At 62.9% G+C, this 17,226-nt stretch carries 16 protein-coding genes; 9 read left to right on the top strand and 7 right to left on the bottom strand.

The window, feature by feature from the left end; all coding sequences use genetic code 11:
* Positions 1-37 precede the first annotated feature (37 nt).
* From ACIGJC_RS25550 to ACIGJC_RS25525, 6 genes are all read right to left on the bottom strand, one after another.
* Complete coding sequence (locus ACIGJC_RS25550; RefSeq protein ID WP_483712177.1) at positions 38-463, bottom strand: YybH family protein; 426 nt, start codon at positions 461-463, stop codon at positions 38-40.
* Positions 464-478: 15 nt separating this feature from the next.
* Positions 479-991, bottom strand: a complete 513-nt coding sequence (locus tag ACIGJC_RS25545; RefSeq protein WP_483712175.1) for a lipocalin-like domain-containing protein — start codon at positions 989-991, stop codon at positions 479-481.
* Between the two features lie 52 nt (positions 992-1,043).
* Complete coding sequence (locus ACIGJC_RS25540; RefSeq protein ID WP_483712174.1) at positions 1,044-1,349, bottom strand: panthothenate synthetase; 306 nt, start codon at positions 1,347-1,349, stop codon at positions 1,044-1,046.
* 450 nt (positions 1,350-1,799) lie between these two features.
* Positions 1,800-2,183, bottom strand: coding sequence for a hypothetical protein (locus ACIGJC_RS25535; protein ID WP_483712173.1), 384 nt, complete (start codon positions 2,181-2,183; stop codon positions 1,800-1,802).
* Positions 2,184-2,268: 85 nt separating this feature from the next.
* Positions 2,269-2,676, bottom strand: coding sequence for an Hsp20/alpha crystallin family protein (locus tag ACIGJC_RS25530; protein ID WP_483712172.1), 408 nt, complete (start codon positions 2,674-2,676; stop codon positions 2,269-2,271).
* A gap of 16 nt (positions 2,677-2,692) precedes the next feature.
* Positions 2,693-3,133 (bottom strand): Hsp20/alpha crystallin family protein, encoded by a 441-nt coding sequence (locus ACIGJC_RS25525; RefSeq protein ID WP_483712171.1) that lies wholly within the window; start codon positions 3,131-3,133, stop codon positions 2,693-2,695.
* 336 nt (positions 3,134-3,469) lie between these two features.
* On the opposite strand from ACIGJC_RS25525, the gene ACIGJC_RS25520 reads away from it, so the two are divergent.
* Together ACIGJC_RS25520 and ACIGJC_RS25515 are read left to right on the top strand one after the other, a co-directional pair.
* Entirely contained in the window at positions 3,470-4,312 is an 843-nt protein-coding gene (locus ACIGJC_RS25520; RefSeq protein ID WP_483712170.1) for a DUF3626 domain-containing protein, read from the top strand.
* 555 nt (positions 4,313-4,867) lie between these two features.
* Entirely contained in the window at positions 4,868-5,485 is a 618-nt protein-coding gene (locus ACIGJC_RS25515; protein ID WP_483712169.1) for a TetR/AcrR family transcriptional regulator, read from the top strand.
* Between the two features lie 35 nt (positions 5,486-5,520).
* On the opposite strand, the gene ACIGJC_RS25510 is transcribed toward ACIGJC_RS25515, so the two are convergent.
* Positions 5,521-6,282 carry a TetR/AcrR family transcriptional regulator gene (locus ACIGJC_RS25510; protein WP_483712168.1) on the bottom strand — a complete coding sequence of 254 codons (762 nt, stop codon included), beginning with the start codon at positions 6,280-6,282 and terminating at the stop codon, positions 5,521-5,523.
* A gap of 530 nt (positions 6,283-6,812) precedes the next feature.
* Between ACIGJC_RS25510 and ACIGJC_RS25505 the strand changes: the two genes are divergently transcribed.
* The 7 genes from ACIGJC_RS25505 (at position 6,813) to ACIGJC_RS25475 (ending at position 17,207) form a co-directional block, all read left to right on the top strand.
* Positions 6,813-7,835: an efflux RND transporter periplasmic adaptor subunit gene (locus ACIGJC_RS25505; protein WP_483712167.1), complete on the top strand. Its 1,023-nt coding sequence runs from the start codon at positions 6,813-6,815 to the stop codon at positions 7,833-7,835.
* The gene (locus ACIGJC_RS25500) at positions 7,832-10,885 is read left to right on the top strand and encodes an efflux RND transporter permease subunit (protein ID WP_483712166.1); all 3,054 of its coding nucleotides are present in this window, start codon (positions 7,832-7,834) and stop codon (positions 10,883-10,885) included. The genes ACIGJC_RS25505 and ACIGJC_RS25500 overlap by 4 nt, the downstream gene beginning before the upstream one ends.
* 28 nt (positions 10,886-10,913) lie before the next feature.
* A complete protein-coding gene (locus ACIGJC_RS25495) occupies positions 10,914-12,281 on the top strand; it encodes a TolC family outer membrane protein (RefSeq protein WP_483712165.1) in 1,368 nt (455 codons plus the stop codon).
* Entirely contained in the window at positions 12,281-13,759 is a 1,479-nt protein-coding gene (locus ACIGJC_RS25490) for a patatin-like phospholipase family protein (RefSeq protein WP_483712164.1), read from the top strand. The genes ACIGJC_RS25495 and ACIGJC_RS25490 overlap by 1 nt, the downstream gene beginning before the upstream one ends.
* Before the next feature lie 265 nt (positions 13,760-14,024).
* Positions 14,025-15,167 (top strand): VOC family protein, encoded by a 1,143-nt coding sequence (locus ACIGJC_RS25485; RefSeq protein WP_483712163.1) that lies wholly within the window; start codon positions 14,025-14,027, stop codon positions 15,165-15,167.
* Positions 15,168-15,213: 46 nt separating this feature from the next.
* A complete protein-coding gene (locus ACIGJC_RS25480; RefSeq protein WP_483712162.1) occupies positions 15,214-16,170 on the top strand; it encodes a fumarylacetoacetate hydrolase family protein in 957 nt (318 codons plus the stop codon).
* Entirely contained in the window at positions 16,167-17,207 is a 1,041-nt protein-coding gene (locus ACIGJC_RS25475; protein ID WP_483712161.1) for an alcohol dehydrogenase catalytic domain-containing protein, read from the top strand. Before ACIGJC_RS25480 ends, ACIGJC_RS25475 begins: the two co-directional genes overlap by 4 nt.
* The last annotated feature ends 19 nt before the right edge of the window (positions 17,208-17,226 follow it).

Below are 17,226 nucleotides of genomic sequence, written 5' to 3'. Positions count from 1 at the left end.
GCCGTCCCGGTTGCGCCAATGGCGCTCACGCCTCGTATCACAGGCCTTGGCGGTCTCTCAAGACAGCTTCTCCCGTCCGGGGATTCGTCAGGGTGACATTCTCAAGCGCCTTGATTCGCCACGCCCCGGCCTGCTGCGTCAGCACGGCAAGGACCAGCGTGTCGACGGCGTGCGGGCCCGCCGGATGCGCGGCACCCGCCGCGAGTCGGCTCCAGAAGTGGACGACTGCCGCGTCATCGTGGAGGGCGACCACGTCGATCAGCTCGTTCCGGAGCGTGGAATCGCTGTAGATGGTCGCGTGAATCGGCGCATGCATCCCGACAATTGCTGCGACGCCGCGCACGTAGTGCCCGAACCGGTTCACGAACGTTGCGTCATCATGGAACAGGGCGCCAAGGGCGTCCATGTCATGGCTGTTCCAGGCGGCCTGGAATGCGAGGGGTGCGATTTCGGGTTGTCTCATCTGCAGATGCCTGGTTCATTTGGCTCGCTTTAGCACGACCTCGCCGGAGCCGCCTCCGGAGGCGGCAGGCGTGGTCCACCTGAGTTGATCTCCCGAAAGAACAAAGGGCCTGCGCTGCTCGACCCCATTCCAGTTCGGGAATGTGCTCGCATCGATGTGAAAGGTGATGGTCTTGTCGGCTTCGTTGATGACGTAGGTGCCAAAGTGGGCGATGGAACCTTGTCCCATGGCGCGATACTCGTCCGCACTGCCTTTCATTCGATCGTTGGAACCATACTTGGGCAAGTCGCTGCGTGAATTCACCAGCGCGTAGTGGCCATGACCGTCAAAGATCACAAGACCCTGGGGATTGGGCCCGTACATTGGCGTGCGGCTGCCGTCGGGGCGGACCGTGTCGACCGAGACATAGGTCCATGCGCCGGCCAGTTGCTGATCCAGTGACGGTTGGCCCAATGCAAGGGCCGATTGAAGCAGAAGGGCCAGAAGCGCCAATCGTGGAATGGTGGCGAGGATGTGGGTGTATTCCATGGACCTCCTCCTGTCGCAAAGTGGGCTATAGCGGCAAATAGCGAACCGCTGATTACGCCCACCTTTTCCCCAGCGCTTCCAGTCCAGCCTTTTGCAGATCCTCCGGGCTCATCACAATGCGGAACTTGCAGTTGGCCTGGAAGTTGAGAAAGAAAGGCTCCGCAAAGGCAGGAACTTCGGATGGGTTTTCGACGTTGATCACGAAGACACCGCAGCGCATTCCCTCTTGCTCGGTAAAGAACACCGCTTCCGGCTTGATCGCTTCCAGGATACGCCCGATGATCTCGCCCACCTTCCCGCTTCTGACGAGGGAGTTGAAGGGCTCATGAGGGAATTCGACTGTGAGTAGCATCTTCATGATTCACCTTCCTCATTTATCGTTGGCTGCGCAGCGGCCGGACTTTTGCCTCAGGCACTCGAACTGGCTCAGCGGTCCATTGAGCACGGCGGGTGGGAAGATCGATGCCGTGAGTGGCGGGGGCGTCGATACTACAAGATAGCACCGGCCACTGGGAAAGCCAGTCGTCGGCCCATCCCGCTAGGTCCGCGTTGGGCCGTGGCCGACCCGACACCGCTGTTCGGGCATGGCTGCGGCGAGCGACCGCTACGGGTCTGATAGGGGACGTTCGTTTCCCGGAACTCTGCCAAGATACCGGGCACGGAATTCGCTGATGCCGCCATCGTACTGCTGGTGGTTTCCTGCTGGCCTGGCGGAAAGATGGTTCACGGTAGCTGGCCTGGTAAGGCCCCGCGCATTTAAACGACCGTCGGACATTGGAATAACATGCATCAGTCTTTTGAAAGTGCTTCACTGAATTTGCGGAACGATCCCGATCTTCTCGGCCAGCATCCGTTCGTACACGCCAAAGTGGAGATCCACTTCGGTCTGGCTGACCACCGTGACGTCCAGGCTGATCTGGTCCGCTTTCAACCCGAGCACGGTGGCGAGCGCCACTTCCAGATGTGGCGCCGCAGCCGAGTCTTTTGGAAACGTCGTGCCGATATTGATGGAATAGGAATTTGAACGGTCAGCGACGACCTCCAACAGTCGCGCTGCAGCACTCATATTGTGCTCGATGGCAATGCGCGACAGCTCTGCGATGGTCCGCATCTTTTCAGTCGGAAAACCACGCACGCAGCGCAGCCGGACGCGATGGGGACCTAACGTTGTCCAATCGGTATCGAACTCCATGATGACCTCTGCTCACGTAATAGGCCGAGATATGGCGGGTCGACCAGGGCGCCCGGTGAGACGTCCTGGTCGATACCATGTCTGCTTACGTCACATTGATCGCAATGCGCCGCGGTCGCGCTTCCTCACGACGCGGGATGGTCAGCTTCAGCACCCCGTCTTGCAACTGAGCGCTGATCTGTGTGCCATCCAGATCCGGACTCAGTGAAAAGGAACGCGCGAAGTGAGGCTGGCTGATTTCCGCGTACTGCACGCGCAGTCCGGAAGGCATTGGCACGACCGCTTCCGCAGCAATATGGAGGTTGCTGTCGTGGACGCTTACCTCCAGCTTGTCACGACTCACTCCCGGCAGATCCGCCCACAAGGTCACGCCGTTTCTGTCTTCCACGATGTCTACTGCGGGCACGAGGGTCACTGTCCGCGCGGCTTTGTCCTCTTGACGTTGAGCCAACGCACTGTCGTTGCGTTCGGCGACTTGGGTGGTATCGTTCATGGCGGTCTCCTTCCCACTATTGCACGGTGATGGCACGCGGCTTCGACGCCTCACGTTTGCCCACGCTTACGGAAAGACAGCCATTGGCATATCGCGCCTGTACCTTGTCGGGATCGGCGCCGTCGGGCAATTCGATCACCCTTCGGAACGCACCAACAAAGCGTTCCTGCGCGTACCGTCGCGAATCGGGCACGTTATCGGACCAAACGGAATGCCGCTCGCCGCTGATCGTCAGCAGCCCTCTGTCGATAGAGACCTCAAAGTCCTCCTGCTTGACGCCGGGTGCGAACGCGACGATCTCGATGGAGTCGTCCGTCGCTCCGATATTTATCGCAGGAAAGGCGCCGAAACGCCCGGCGCGGATGCTGGAGGGAAACCCCCCGAACAGCCCCGACATCTGCCTTTGCAAGCGATCGAGGTCACCGAAGAGGTCGGTTCCAAAGAATGCGTCAGTCATGGTCGTATCCTCCTATCGTTGCCAGCGAGGAGGAAGGGGCATTACGCGCTCCCATTCACCTGCCCCATTGCCGGCAAACAAACAGAAACACGCAGCGCGAAGTCGCGACTGCCTGAGCGGAAATAAAAATAGCAAGAGAAAAAGGCAATTTCAAGAGCTGCATAAGGCACCTTCATGCCCCTGGGCCGAGGAGCTCGAGACGACCCGCTAGCTCCTTGATTGGCGCTTGACGTCGCACTTGCGCAACTACCGCTACCAGCAAAGTTCGACCGTCGCCTCAGCCAATGCGCTGCCGGTAGAATTGGCCAATTGCCTCCGTGAAGCTTCCACGCCGCCATGTCATCCGCCCGAACTTCCGCCGCGCGTGCGTGGGCCCACGTCGCCGCGAGATCTGCGGGCCACCCGCTCGATCCGGGTTGGCGCGTAACGCTGAACTTCCACCCTGATCGGATGTTTCGCGGGCGGCCGCTGCTGGCGGTGATGGCCGAAGATGGCGTGTATCGATCCCAGTTCGAAACTGGCACGAGCAATGGTGGGCTGACCGCCTACCCCGGTGGCGATCGGTGGCAATGGGAAAGCCGGATCTTCGGGCAAGCCTATGACACAGCGCCACCTTCCGAGCGGCCATGCTATGGCGCGCTGAATCTGGGTCATGCAGCCGGCGCAGCGCCACGCTTTGGTTCGGCGCATCTGCGGCTTGCTTCCGGCGTGCTGGCTCGCACGACGTTTTGCCACCCGGACAGTGTCTACGAGCCGAGCCACTTCGGCGTGGTCGACCGTTTCGCCCTTGTCGAACGTCTGGCTGCCGTGGCGGAGCAGGGCGATCCGCTTGACCATTACATCGAGGCTCATGTTCATGGCGGGGTGCAAATCGCGCGCGACGTGGAGGCCATCGTACTCGACCCATCATTCCGGCATACGGGCGTCGAGGCGCTTGCCCATGCATTGCCCTGCCGTGTCGAATGGCACGCCGGCTTTCGCGCAGGAGCAGATTTGCTGCGCCGACAGCACGAGTACCGCGGCCAAGCCGTCGCCGAACTTGCTGCGACCCTGGCAGACACACACCTGTTGACGCCGGCGCGGATTGGCGAGGCCGTGCGCGTCGGCCAGCACGATCCGCAGATGCTCAAACAGGTGTGGCACTGCCTGGCCCGTTTTGGCAACTGCAATCACCGCTGAGCCACGTTCGCCGTTGTTCGCACGGCCGCGCGACCGGTGAACAGTGCGGTACCGCGACGCGAATCGAGGCCTCCGCAATAGAAGCCGCTTGCCTCGGCGCAGTCCTCACCTCCCCGTCCAACTGAGCGTTCCTCCTCGACCGGTCCGCGTGGGTCAGAGGGCGACCCAAAACAGTAGTTCGCACTACGTTCTTCGAATGGCCGAAGTTCGGTGCGTGAGCGGCCTGTCGCTCTGCGGGTCGCTTTGTAGATGTAATCGAGTCTGAGGCGGCTTGGTCGAATTGAAACGGTGCGGGAGGGTCGGAAGCGCTGTTCGTCTCCCCAGTCCTTCGCACTTCAGACGTCTCGTTCATTGGACAACCCTCCTGGGACATCCACTGCCACGCGAGGCGGCTGCAACACTGTAGGGCAGACGAATCTTAGGAACTGGTAAACTCGGCGGCTTCTGGATGGCTATAACCCAAATATGCCTGCCGCTGTCTCCCCCACAGATCACCGTCCCCGCGTCGCCGCCGAACGCCGCGCGCGCATGCGCAGAAGGCTTCTGGAAAGCGCGATGATCGTATTCGCGCAGAAGGGTCTCGGGGCCAGCGTCATTCCGGAAGTGGTCGCCGCGGCGGAGGTCTCGAAAGGCTCCTTCTACAATTATTTCCGCACCAACGAGGAATTGCTGGTGGGGGTCAGCGAGGCATTGAGCAACGAGATGCTTGTGCTGATCGAAAGCGCCGTGGGTGGTATCGAAGACCCGGCGCTGCGCGTTGCCAGCGGCGTCCGATCGTACCTGCATCTGGTGCGGTCCTATCCTGTCGTTGCCCGCTTTCTTTGCAGCGCCGGCCTCAGCCTGGCAGGCAAGGGCAGTGCCATGTTCGACTACCTGCCACCGGACCTCAAGGAAGGCCAGAAGCGGGGTTCTTTCAGCCCCATGCCGATCGACGCGGCGGTCGATCTGGTCGCGGGTACCTGCCTCATTGCCGTGCATCGGATGACCAACAGTCGCACGGCGAAGCGGTATCCGGAAACCATTGTCGAAGCCATGCTGCGTGGACTCGGCATCGGCGCGGCCATGGCGCACGCCTTGACGGAAGCACCCATCCCGAAGCTGACGGCCCCGCCCGAATCGATGCTGGCCAAGACGCAGGCACGAGCCGAGTCCGCACACGGTGACTCCGCGTAACCCGCGGATACGGTTGGGGTCGTCCAGCGCCCAGTTCATCCTGCCACGATACCGAGGGTAGCGGCCAGGGCGCCGACAAGCTGAGCCTCGTCGGCATCGGGCAGCGTCCTCGCGATCTCGTCGGCGCTATGCGCGTCGATCCCCAGCGCTCGCAGCGCCATGGCGGCAGCTTGCTCCGAATAATCTTCCCGGCTGTCCGTTTCCTGCATCCGCTGGATCGTGCCCAGCACAGCCCCCACGACGATGTTGAGCGCGATGGCCATCGGCATGCGCGTGAAGCGCCCTTGCCGGAAGCCTTCCTCGATGTCGGTGCGCACGAACTCCAGCACATTCGGTCCGTGTTCGCCCGGCCATCCCACATGCGCGAGAAAGTCGGCGACCGCTGAGTAGTGCAAGGCAAGCCGCGACGCGAGCCGAATGCCGCGCGCGACCAGCCGAGCCGGATCGTCAATGCCGCGCACCAGCGGATCGACGGTGCGTACGATCTGGTTGGCGATCTCGGTCGCCAGTTCCCGGATCAGGGCATCTGGCGACGGGAAGTACTTGTAGAACGTTCCCCGGGACACGCCCGCCTCACGAATCACGTCGTCGACCGACATGGCGGCGTGGCCCTTGCTCGCGACCAGCTTCAGCGCACTGTTCAGAAGCCGCCAACGCATGCGCTCGCGACGCTCCGCGCCGACACGCTGGCGGTGGTTTGCCATTTGCGGCAGCGGACTTGCCATACCAGACCGATCATTCGGGTGATTTTCCCATTGCTCCGCCTCGGCCTTCAGCGAGATAGCCGGTTTTGTCATGATGTAATTATCGTCATTATGAAAAAATGTTAAGTGCCATGTCGCCCGTCCTGCTACGCGACGGGTGACGCATGACTGACATGGGCCGCCGGCCGTGTCGGCAGGGTAATTGCCGCGTGTCGGCAAATTACGTCGGCCATCCCCGCACTTCCGCTGTGCCCACCGCACCATTGCTCATCATTCCGCCTTCCGCCGGCGCCGGCGTGTTTCTGACCTTTACATAATACACTAAACGTCATCCTGACAAATCGTAAAAGATGATATATAGTTCGATCCGTCGATACCGAGGCCCCCGTCCCGGAGCGAGTGAACTATCGCGTCATGCGAGCTGGACTGCATGCGGCTCGACGCACTTTTGGCGGATTGGCGCCCGGCGGCCAGGACCGCACAACGGCCGCCCTGCAGCGGATCTGAAAGGAAGGCAGAAATTGACCCGAAATCGTAAAACCCTAGCCCTTACATTGATCGCGGTCTGCGCGGTCGCCGCCTGTTCCCGGGCTGAGCCCCCTCAGCATGAGGAAGTGCGTCCGGTGCGCACGATCATTGCCGGCCAGACCCCTGGTACTGTCGGCGCAAGCTATTCAGGTGAAATTCGCGCCCGGTACGAGAGCCGGCTGAGCTTCCGTACCGGGGGCAAGATCGTCGCGCGGCTGGTCGACGTGGGTGCCCATGTCAAGCGCGGACAGGTATTGCTGCGGCTGGATCCGACGCAGGAGGCCTTGCAGGTGACAGCCGCCGCCGCCGATGTCGATGCGGCGCGCAGCCGCGTCGCGCAGGCACGTGTGGACGTAAAGCGGATCGAGCAACTACTGGCGCGCAATTTCGCGTCGCAAGCGGAGCTGGACCAGCAGCGGCTCGCGCTGGACCAGTCCGAAGCGCAATTGCGCTCCGCACTGGCGCGCCAGAAGCTGAATGCCAACCAGGAGGGATTCACCACGCTCGTGGCGGATCGCGATGGTGTCGTCAGCGCCATCGGCGCGGAGGCCGGCCAGGTCGTGTCGCCTGGGCAGTCCGTCGTCACAGTGGCCGCGGACGGTGAGCGCGAGGTGGCGATCAGCATTCCCGAGTCCCGCGTCGAGGAACTGCGCAAGGCCAAGTCCCTGCAGGTCTCCGTCTGGGCCCATCCGGACAAGGCCTGGACCGGCACGCTGCGTGAGCTCGCCCCGGATACCGATAGCGTGACGCGCACCTATTCCGCGCGCATTTCGATTCAGGATCCCGACGAGACGCTGCTGCGCCTCGGCATGACGGCGTCAGTGTTCGCGCCCGACGTGGACGGAAACCGCGCGATCCGGCTGCCCCTGACCGCGATCGTGGACCGCGACGGCAGCCGCCAGGTGTGGATCGTGCCCCCCAAGAGTTCGCGTGTCCAGGCGCGGGATGTGCGGCTTGGCAGCGCGCAGAAGGACACCGTGCTGGTAACCGCCGGCCTGTTCGGAGGGGAAACCGTGGTGACGGCGGGCGTCCATATGCTCAAGGCCGGCCAACGCGTCAAAGTCATCGAGGCCACCAACGCTACCGCTTCCGCGACCCAGGCAGGGAGCGAAAAATGAAAGGCATCAATCTCTCCGAATGGGCACTCAAGCACCAGCAGATGATCGCATTCCTGCTGTTGCTCCTGTCGGTGACCGGTATCCTGGCATACAGCAGCCTGGGCCAGAAGGAGGACCCTGAGTTCACCATCAAGACCATGGTGGTGCAGGCGTACTGGCCCGGCAGTTCGGCGCAGCAAATGGCCGACCAGGTCACCGACAAGATCGAGCGCAAGCTGCAGGAAGTTGCCGAGATCGATTACACGTCCAGCTATGTGAAGCCGGGCGAGACCCAGATCAAAGTCAACTTGCGCGAAAACGTGCCGCCCAAAGCGGTTCCTGACGTCTGGTATCAGGTACGCAAGAAGCTGGGCGATATCCGCCAGACACTGCCCCAGGGCACGCAAGGCCCTTTCTTTAACGACGAGTTTGGCGATACCTTCGGCAACATGTATGCGTTGACCGGGGACGGCTTCAGCTATGAGGACCTGCGCCGCTTTGCCGACGCCGCGCGCAACGAGTTTCTGCGCGTGTCCGATGTCAACAAGGTGGATCTGATTGGCAAGCAGGAAGAGAAGATCTACGTGGAGATGTCCACCGCCAAACTGGCGTCGCTGGGCCTGGATCCCGCCCTCATCGCCTCAACGCTGGCCCAGACCAACGCAGTGACCGCTGCGGGCACGGTACAGAGCACGAGCGAGCAGGTGCGCCTGACAGTGGGCGGAGAGTTTGATTCGGTCGAGAACATCCGCGCGATTGGCATCCATGCCGGCGGCAGGACGTTCCGGCTTGGCGACATTGCCGATGTCCACCGAGGCTTTATCGAGCCGGCAGCACAACGCATGCGTTTCAACGGCTCCGAGACGATGGGCCTGGCGGTGAGCATGCGCAAGGGTGGCGATGTGATCCACCTCGGCCAGCAACTGGACGAAACCGTGCGGCGCATCCGCGCCGAACTGCCGGTCGGCGTGGAGATTCATGCCGTCAGCGACCAGCCACGCGTGGTCGAGCACTCGGTCTTCGAGTTCAAGAAGAGCCTGGCAGAGGCGGTAGTGATCGTGCTGGCCGTCAGCTTCTTTTCGCTGGGCGTGCGAAGCGGGCTGGTGGTTGCAATGAGCATCCCGCTGGTGCTGGCCATGACCTTTCTCGCGATGTATGTGCTTGGCATTGACCTGCAGCGGATTTCGCTTGGCGCGCTGATCATTGCGCTGGGCCTGTTGGTCGACGATGCGATCATCGCCGTCGAGATGATGGCCCTGAAGCTTGAACAGGGCTGGGATAAGTTTCGCGCGGCCACCTATGCTTACACGGCGACCGCATTCCCAATGTTGACAGGCACGCTGATCACTGCAGCAGGCTTTCTGCCGGTCGGCTTCGCCAAGTCAGGAACCGGTGAGTACGTCTTTTCGCTGTTTCAGGTGGTGGGCATCTCGTTGTTGCTGTCGTGGGTGGTGGCGGTTCTGTTCACGCCATATATCGGCTTCAAGCTGCTCAAGCAGGAAGCGCACGCTTCCCATGACGAAGACGCGGTGTACCAGCGCGGGTTCTACGTCAAGTTCCGGCATTTCATCAACTTCTGCCTGGTCCAGCGTCGCTGGGTGATCGCCATTACGTTCGCGGTATTCGCCGGCTCGCTGGCGCTGTTCAAGTTCATACCACAGCAGTTCTTCCCGGCATCGGACCGGCCCGAGCTGATCGTGGATCTGTGGATGCCCAAGGCTTCGACGTTTGACGCCAGCGAGCGCGAAGTCCGTGACCTGGAGCGTCTGCTCAAGCGCGACACGGACATCGAAGCGGTCACGAGTTTCGTCGGCAATGGCGCGCCCCGGTTCTACCTGCCGCTGGATGTACAGACGCCCAATCTGAACCTGGGCGAGCTGATGATCATGACCAAGGGCGGCGAGGCACGCGAGCGTGTCATGGCAAAGATCGACAAGCTGTTCGACGAGCGCTTTGCAAACGTGCGCGGCCGGGTGCTGCGGCTTGAGAACGGTCCGCCCGTCGGTTATCCCGTCCAGTTCCGCGTCTACGGCAGCGACAACGCCAAGGTCCGGGAGATCGGCGAGCGCGTGGCAGCCATCATGCGTGACAACCCGAATCTGCGCCGCGTCAATGCCGACTGGGGCGAACGGGTCAAGCGCATGCAGGTCGATGTCGACCAGGACAAGGCACGCGTGCTCGGGGTCAGTTCCGGCCAGATCAAGGAGGCACTGCAAGCTTCCCTGTCCGGCACGCCGGTCACCCAGTACCGCGAAGGGGACCAGGGACTGGACGTGGTCGCTCGCCTTGTTGAAGCGGAACGCACCGACCTGAACAACCTCAAGGACGCAAAGATCTATCTGCGCGACGGCAAGTTCGTGCCGGTTTCGCAGGTCGCGCGGCTTTCGCTGGAGAGCGAGGACAGCGAGCTCTGGCGGCGCAACCGCATCCCGACGCTGACCGTGCGCGCCGACGTCTCGGGTGCGCAGGCGCCGGACGTTACGCGGGCGGTGATGCCGAAGATCGAGGCGCTGACCAAGGGTCTGCCGATGGGTTATGGCATCGACGTTGGTGGCGCGACCGAATCGAGTGCCAAGGCGCAAAAGTCCGTCTTTGCGGTGATGCCCGTGACCGTCATCGTCGTGCTCCTGCTCCTGATGATTCAACTGCAGGACATGAAGAAGATGGGGCTGGTGCTGCTGACCGCGCCACTGGGCCTGATCGGCGTGAGCGCGATCATGGCGGCCTTCCACATCCCTTTCGGCTTCGTGGCGATGCTGGGGGTGATTGCGCTGGCGGGCATGATCATCCGCAACTCAGTGTTTCTCGTGGTGCAGATCGACCAGGACGTGGCAGCGGGCGTGCCGCTGTGGACGGCCATCGTTGAATCCGCCGTACGTCGACTGCGGCCGATCGTTCTCACCGCGCTGGCCGCCATCCTTGGCATGGTGCCGTTGACCCACTCGGTGTTCTGGGGCCCGATGGCATGGGCAATCATGGGTGGCCTGGCCGTTGCAACGCTGCTGACACTGGTGTTCCTGCCCGCACTGTACGCCGCCTGTTACCGCGCCCAACGTACTGACACGCACTGACAGGCATTCAAGACAAAGAGTTATCCCAATGATGATCAATTCAAACACCGCCCGACGGGCGGCGCAGGCGGCGTTCGCCCTGCTTTTGGCGGCCGGTGCCGGACAGGCCGGCGCAATGGACCTGATTGAGGCCTATTCGCAGGCGCTACGTAACGATCCGGCAACGCTGGCCGCCGATGAAGCGCTGACCGCGGGCCGCGAAAAGGCGGTACAGGGTAACGCATTGCTGCGTCCGCGCATCGACCTGCAGGCTGGCGTGTCGCGGATCAACAACCGCTCCACCGCTGAACTCCCGCCACCGCTGTCTGGTCTGGCGCCATCCAACACCAACGGTACGGTGCGGCAAGCTTCAGTACAACTCGTGCAACCGCTCTACGACAAGGCCGCGGGCGCCACCCGGCGCCAATGGCGCGAGCAGTCCGAACTCGCGAAAACGCAGTTCGATCACTCCCGCGAAGATCTCGCACTGCGGGTGGCAGATGCCTATTTCGGGGTCATCGTCGCCGAAGAAACGCTGCGCGTCGTGGAGGCCGAGAAACGCGCGTTGGGCCAGCAGCGTGACCGTGCCAAAGCGCGCTTCGACGTGGGGCAGGGCAAGATTACGGACCTCCAGGAGGCACAGGCGCGGCTCGACGGCGTCGAAGCGCGGGAAGTGTCGGCCAGGTCGTCGCTTGAACTGCGGCGCACGCGCTATCGCGAGACGATCGGCGTCGCACCCGAGCGTCTGTCGGCGCTGGCGCCGACCTTTGCCGCGCAGCCTCCGCTGCCCGACGATCTGACTGCCTGGCAGACGAAGGGAGAGGATCGCAACACCCTGGTCAAGACCAGGCAGTCCGAGCTTGAGATTGCCGGGGCGGAGATCGACAAGTTCCGGCTTGCAAGCCGGCCCACGCTGAACCTGGTGGCCGGCTATGGCACCGAGGACCAGAACGGCAACCTGTCGCCACTGGTGGCGCGACAGGGCAACCGCACGGCGCTGGTCGGACTCCAGCTCAATATTCCGATCTACGCGGGCGGTGGCATCGACTCGCGAGAGCGGGAGGCTGCCGCCAGGCGGCGCCAGGCCGAGCAGGAACTTGCCGCCGCGCGACGCGACGTGCGATTGCAGGTGCAGGACGGATTCCTCGCGGTCAAGACGGGGGTGTCTCGCATCGCCGCGCTCGATCAGGCGCTTGTCTCTGCGCGCAGCGCGCTCGAGTCGACCACGCTCGGACGCGACGTGGGGACGCGTACGCAACTCGATGTCCTGGACGCGCAGCAGCGCATGTACAGGGCGGAGCTGGACTTGATCCAGGCACGCGTCGACTATCTGATGGGTCGCCTGCGGCTGGAAGCCGCAGCCGGCGAATTGAATGAGGACAGCCTGCGCGGGTTGGGCGCATGGCTGGCGTCGTAATGCGCGCAGACAACGTGAACGTCGCTTGCGCCGCGACGACATCGAATCCCGCGGGTGCGCTGGCACAGAAAGCCGCCGGCATGGCCCGGCGCCTGACGTTATTGTTCGCAGCCGCCGCTTTGGCGGCGTGCTCGACCGCGCGGCCGTGGATCAACGAGCCGATTTCGGCGGATTCCCCGCTTCCGTCGACGACCCCGGTCCAGGTGCCGGAACCGTCGCGGCCGCCGAGCATCATCGCAGCCGTTACGCTGTCCGGCGGCGGTGCGCGTGCAGCGGCGTTCGGCCTCGGCGTTCTGGAGGAAATGAAAGCCACACGTTTCGAGTGGGAAGGGCGCAGCACGACGCTGCTGGATGAGGTCGGCCTTGTCAGCGGCGTGTCCGGCGGCAGTGTACTGGCTACCTATTTCGCCGCGTTTGGCGACGAGACCCTGACACGTTTCGAGCCTGAATTCCTGCTGGCGGACTTCCAGGGCGGCCTCGTCAGCCATGTGTTGGCGCCCGGCACGCTGTACAGGATGACCTCGCCATGGTTCGGCCGCACCAATGTCCTGCAGGAAAAGCTTGACGCGCTTTACCGGGGCAAGACCTTCGGCGACCTGCGCGGCCGAAGCCGGGGGCCGCATCTGCTCGTAACCGCGACCGACCTTACCACCGGCGCGGCGTTCGAGTTCACCCCCGAGCAGTTTGCCCTGATCTGCTCAGACCTGAGCAGCGTGCCCCTGTCATTCGCAGTCGCCGCGTCGTCATCGGTTCCGATTCTGCTCAGTCCGGTGACGCTGCACAACTATGCCGGCGCCTGTCCCCAGGCGGCCCAACTCGCGGATACGGTACGCAGCGACCGCAATTTGCAGGCGAGGATGCTGCATGCCAATGCACAAAGCTATCTCGATGCTGAAAACAGGCCGTACCTGCATCTTGTGGACGGAGGCTTGGTGGACAACCTCGGCGTGCGTGGCCTGCTGGACCGTACTGCTGCGCGCGGCTCGCTCGACGCGAGTTTCGGAAACCTTCCTGCTGGCTCCGTACACAAGATCGTACTGATCAGCGTGAATTCAGAACGGGACACCGCCGAGCGCATTGACCGTAGCGACCGGGTGCCCGTGACGCCCCAGGTGCTGGATGCTTTGATTTTCGGCGCCGGCTCCCGCGCAACCGGTGAAACCATCGCGGCCATGGATGACAACGCCCGCCGCTGGGCCAAGGAGTTGACCGAAGTGCGGGGCACGAAAGATAGCCCGTTTGCACCGGACGCAGAAATTCATGTGATCAGTGTCAGCCTGCGCGACGTGAAGGACTCGGGAGTCCGTCAGGCACTGCTTCAAGTACCCACGGCGCTGACGATCCTGCCGGGACAAGCGCATCAACTGGTGAAAGCGGGCCGCGAGGCGCTGCGCGATTCGGCCGAGTTCCAGAGGCTCACAGAAGGTCTGGCGCGGGCGGACGCCAGGCCGAGCCTGCATGCCGGCCATGGCGAATGATGCAATCGGCGCTAGCGGTGCAAGGCGGCGTTGGCCGCCAAACGAAGGAGTTTGCTATGCATTTGCGGCCTGCGGGAGTCCGGTCGCGACAGTATCCAGTCGGGAGAGCACCATACGGCGCGCCCAGATTCACTCAGGCGGCGCGCCCGCAAATCCCACATCCCGATCTCTACTTTCATATTGACTTAGAAGTCAGGATGACGATAATGTCATAAAAAGAACGGGCGTCGCTGCAGAGCGTGCCCGGCCACTTCAAGGAGACGACATGACCCGCCAGCCTCGCAGCGTGCTGCGCACGCCCCCGGCATTTCCAGAAAGTGCACTGCCTCCCTCGGTCCAGAAACTCCCACGGCCAGAAGCCGTGGTGAGAGCCCAGGCGCTTGCTTTTCTCATCTTTGAAAAACATGATTTGCGTGCTGCGGAGACCTTCCTGACGGATTTCGGCATGTGTAGCGTGTCGCGCACGGACAAGCAGTTGCTGATGCGCGGCGCTGGGCCGCAGCCATGCCTGCTGTTGATACAGAAAGGCAAGCGCTCGCGTTATGTCGGCGCCGCGTTTACCGTTCGCAGCGAGGCCGACCTGGTTCGTCTTGAGGCCGAGGCGAATGCCCGCCGACTGCCGCCCGGCGCCATTCCGGGAGGCGGCGCTGGCGTCGAGTTGACCGACCCGGCGGGGAATCTTCTATGGCTGGTCACGGGTCAGCAACCGCTCAATCGGCTGCCATTGCGGGAGCCGACACACGTTCTCACCAATGATCCCGCCCAGCTCCGCAGGGTGAACGCTATGGTGCGGCCGCCGCTGGAGCCCGCAGCCGTGGTGAAGCTCGGCCACGTCGTGCTGCAGACCGTTGACTTTGCCGGCATGGCGCACTGGTACATGCGGCATCTCGGCCTGATCCCGACCGATGTTCAGTATCTAGAGGACGGGTCGCCGAACCTCTGCTTCTTTCGCCTGGATCTGGGAAGCACGCCCGCGGACCATCACTCCTTCGTGCTCGCGGGAGGCATTGAGGAAAAGTATGAGCACAGTGCGTACGAGGTGCTCGACCTCGATGCGCTCGGACAGGGCCACAACGTGCTGCGTGCGAACGGCCACCGGCATATGTGGGGCATCGGACGGCACGTCCTCGGAAGCCAACTCTTCGATTACTGGTTCGATCCGGACGGCATGGAATTCGAGCACTACACCGACGGCGATGTCTTCACCGCGGACCATGAAACACATTACGTCCCCCTCGACATGGCCGGCATCTGGGCCTGGGGCGACGACGTGCCGGCAAGCATGGGCGTCAAGCGCAATTTCGACACGGTGCTCCGTGTGGCTGGATTGCTGCGGACCGGACGGCTGTCCCTGGAGCGCCTGAAATTGCTTGGCCGCGCCATGAGCCCTGCCAGACCCTGGCTGTGAATGCGCTATCGCGGTCCTGCAAGAACCCACACATCAAGGAGAACAAATGGCTGTCAAGGTCGTCCGATATATCCATGCCGGCGAGCCGCACTGGGGCGTGGTCCACGACCGCCGCATCGCACCGTTGCGCTGCGATGGCGCGAGTACTGCCGACTTCGTCACCAATGGCCTGGAGGCCGCCTGGCGCAGCACCGCGGGCGAGGCAACGCTTGCGCTCGATGGCGTCACGCTGCTGCCGCCAGTCACGCCAGACCGGCAGTTCCTGTGCCAGGGCATTAACTACGCCAGTCATGTACGCGAGTCTGGCATGGACCCCGGCAAGATCGGCTTCAACACGCTGTTCACCAAGGCTCCATCCTGTCTTGCCGCGGCTGACGCCGACGTGGTGCGGCCGGGGCATGTGCACCTGCTCGACTACGAGATCGAGCTTGGTCTGGTTGTCCGCAAGCCGCTGGCCGGCGCACTGCGTGTCGGGCCGGACGAGCTTCACGAGTTTCTGGCGGGTGTAACGATTGTCAATGACGTTTCCGCACGCGACGTCCAGTTGCCGCAGGCTCAGTTCTACAAAGGAAAGAGTTATCGCAGCTTTGGTCCCGTGGGTCCCTTCCTGGTACTGCTGAACGCAGAAGAGTGGGCGCGCTGGCCTGAACTGCGCATGCGGCTCCACGTGAACGGGCAGCCCCGGCAGGACACTTACTGCGGCGACATGATATTCAAACCGCACCAGACACTGACGGAACTGTCGGCCTTGCATGATCTGCTGCCCGGCGACCTCATCGCTACCGGCACGCCGGCAGGCTGCGCGGCCCGCGCGCCGGGAAAGCTCGCGATGTGGATGTTCCGCCATGTACTGTCCGAGCGTACGAAGTGGAAGCTTTTCATCAAGAAGGGCCGCTCGAACCCCGCCTACCTGCAGCCGGGCGACATCATGACCGCTTCGATACGCACCGACGATGGTGCAATCGAGCTGGGCGAGCAGCGCAATCGCGTGGTGTCGGCATGAACGCCCCATACGGCGAACCAACTGCCGCGGCGGCCGCGATCGATGGATTTGGCGAGGACTTCGCGCTCGAGGTTCGTCCAAAGCCTTACCCGAAACCGCGCAATGGCGAGATCGTGGTGAGAGTCGAGGCAGCGGCGGTGAATCCTATCGATGTGCGCCGACGCAGCGGCTACGGCAGGAGAATTTTCTCGTTATTGGGGGCAACGCGCCTGCCGCTGGTTCTCGGAAACGATTTTGCCGGGACTGTTTGTGCCGTGGGGGCTGGCGTGAGAGGCTTGCGCGAAGGCGACCCTGTGTTCGGGGCCAAGCCGCCGTCAAGCGAAGGGACGCATGCCACGCACGTAACCGTCCGGCCTGACCACGTTGCGCACAGCCCTCGATCGATTCCCGCTGAAGCCCTCGCCACGTTGCCCTACAACTTCCAAACCGTGGCCAGAGCATTCGCGGACGCTGGCATTTCGCGTGATACCGTGAACGGACGGGCCGTACTTGTGCATGGGGCGACTGGCGGCCTCGGACAAATTGCTGTCAAGTTGCTTTACCTGCTGGGAGCCGATGTCACTGCGGTCGGCTCAAAGGACGGGCTACAGGCCTGTTTGGATGCTGGTGCCACCGAAGTGGTTGACCGCCGTGCGCAATCGCCCGCCAGTTTGCCGCGGCACTTTGCTGCCACGCTGAACTTCGCCAACTGGGACGAGGAAGCAGAGCTGCTGCACCTGCTCTCGTCTGACGCGGTGGGCCATGCCACAACGGTCCATCCGTTGCTTGGCAATTTCGACAGGCTGGGCCTCGTCGGGGGAGGCGTTGCTTCGATGGCTGGCAAACGGGCCAAACGCGCCCTGGTTCCGCATGGCGCACGGTATGGGTGGACGACGTTCCGCTCGAGCAACGCTGTATTGAAATCGCTCATCACATGCGCAACGTCCCTTGGCCCGCTTTGCGTAAAAACCTTCCCGCTTTCGCAGGCTGAACAGGCATACCAGCACGTCACCCGGCGCGAGCCCGGGCGCGCCGTCCTGCTGCCACAGCAATCCTGACAAAACAGACCATCAATCA

It is taken from the genome of Cupriavidus sp. C3SS-1 (genome assembly GCF_057073755.1).
This window is presented reverse-complemented; position numbering and strand designations above follow the sequence as displayed.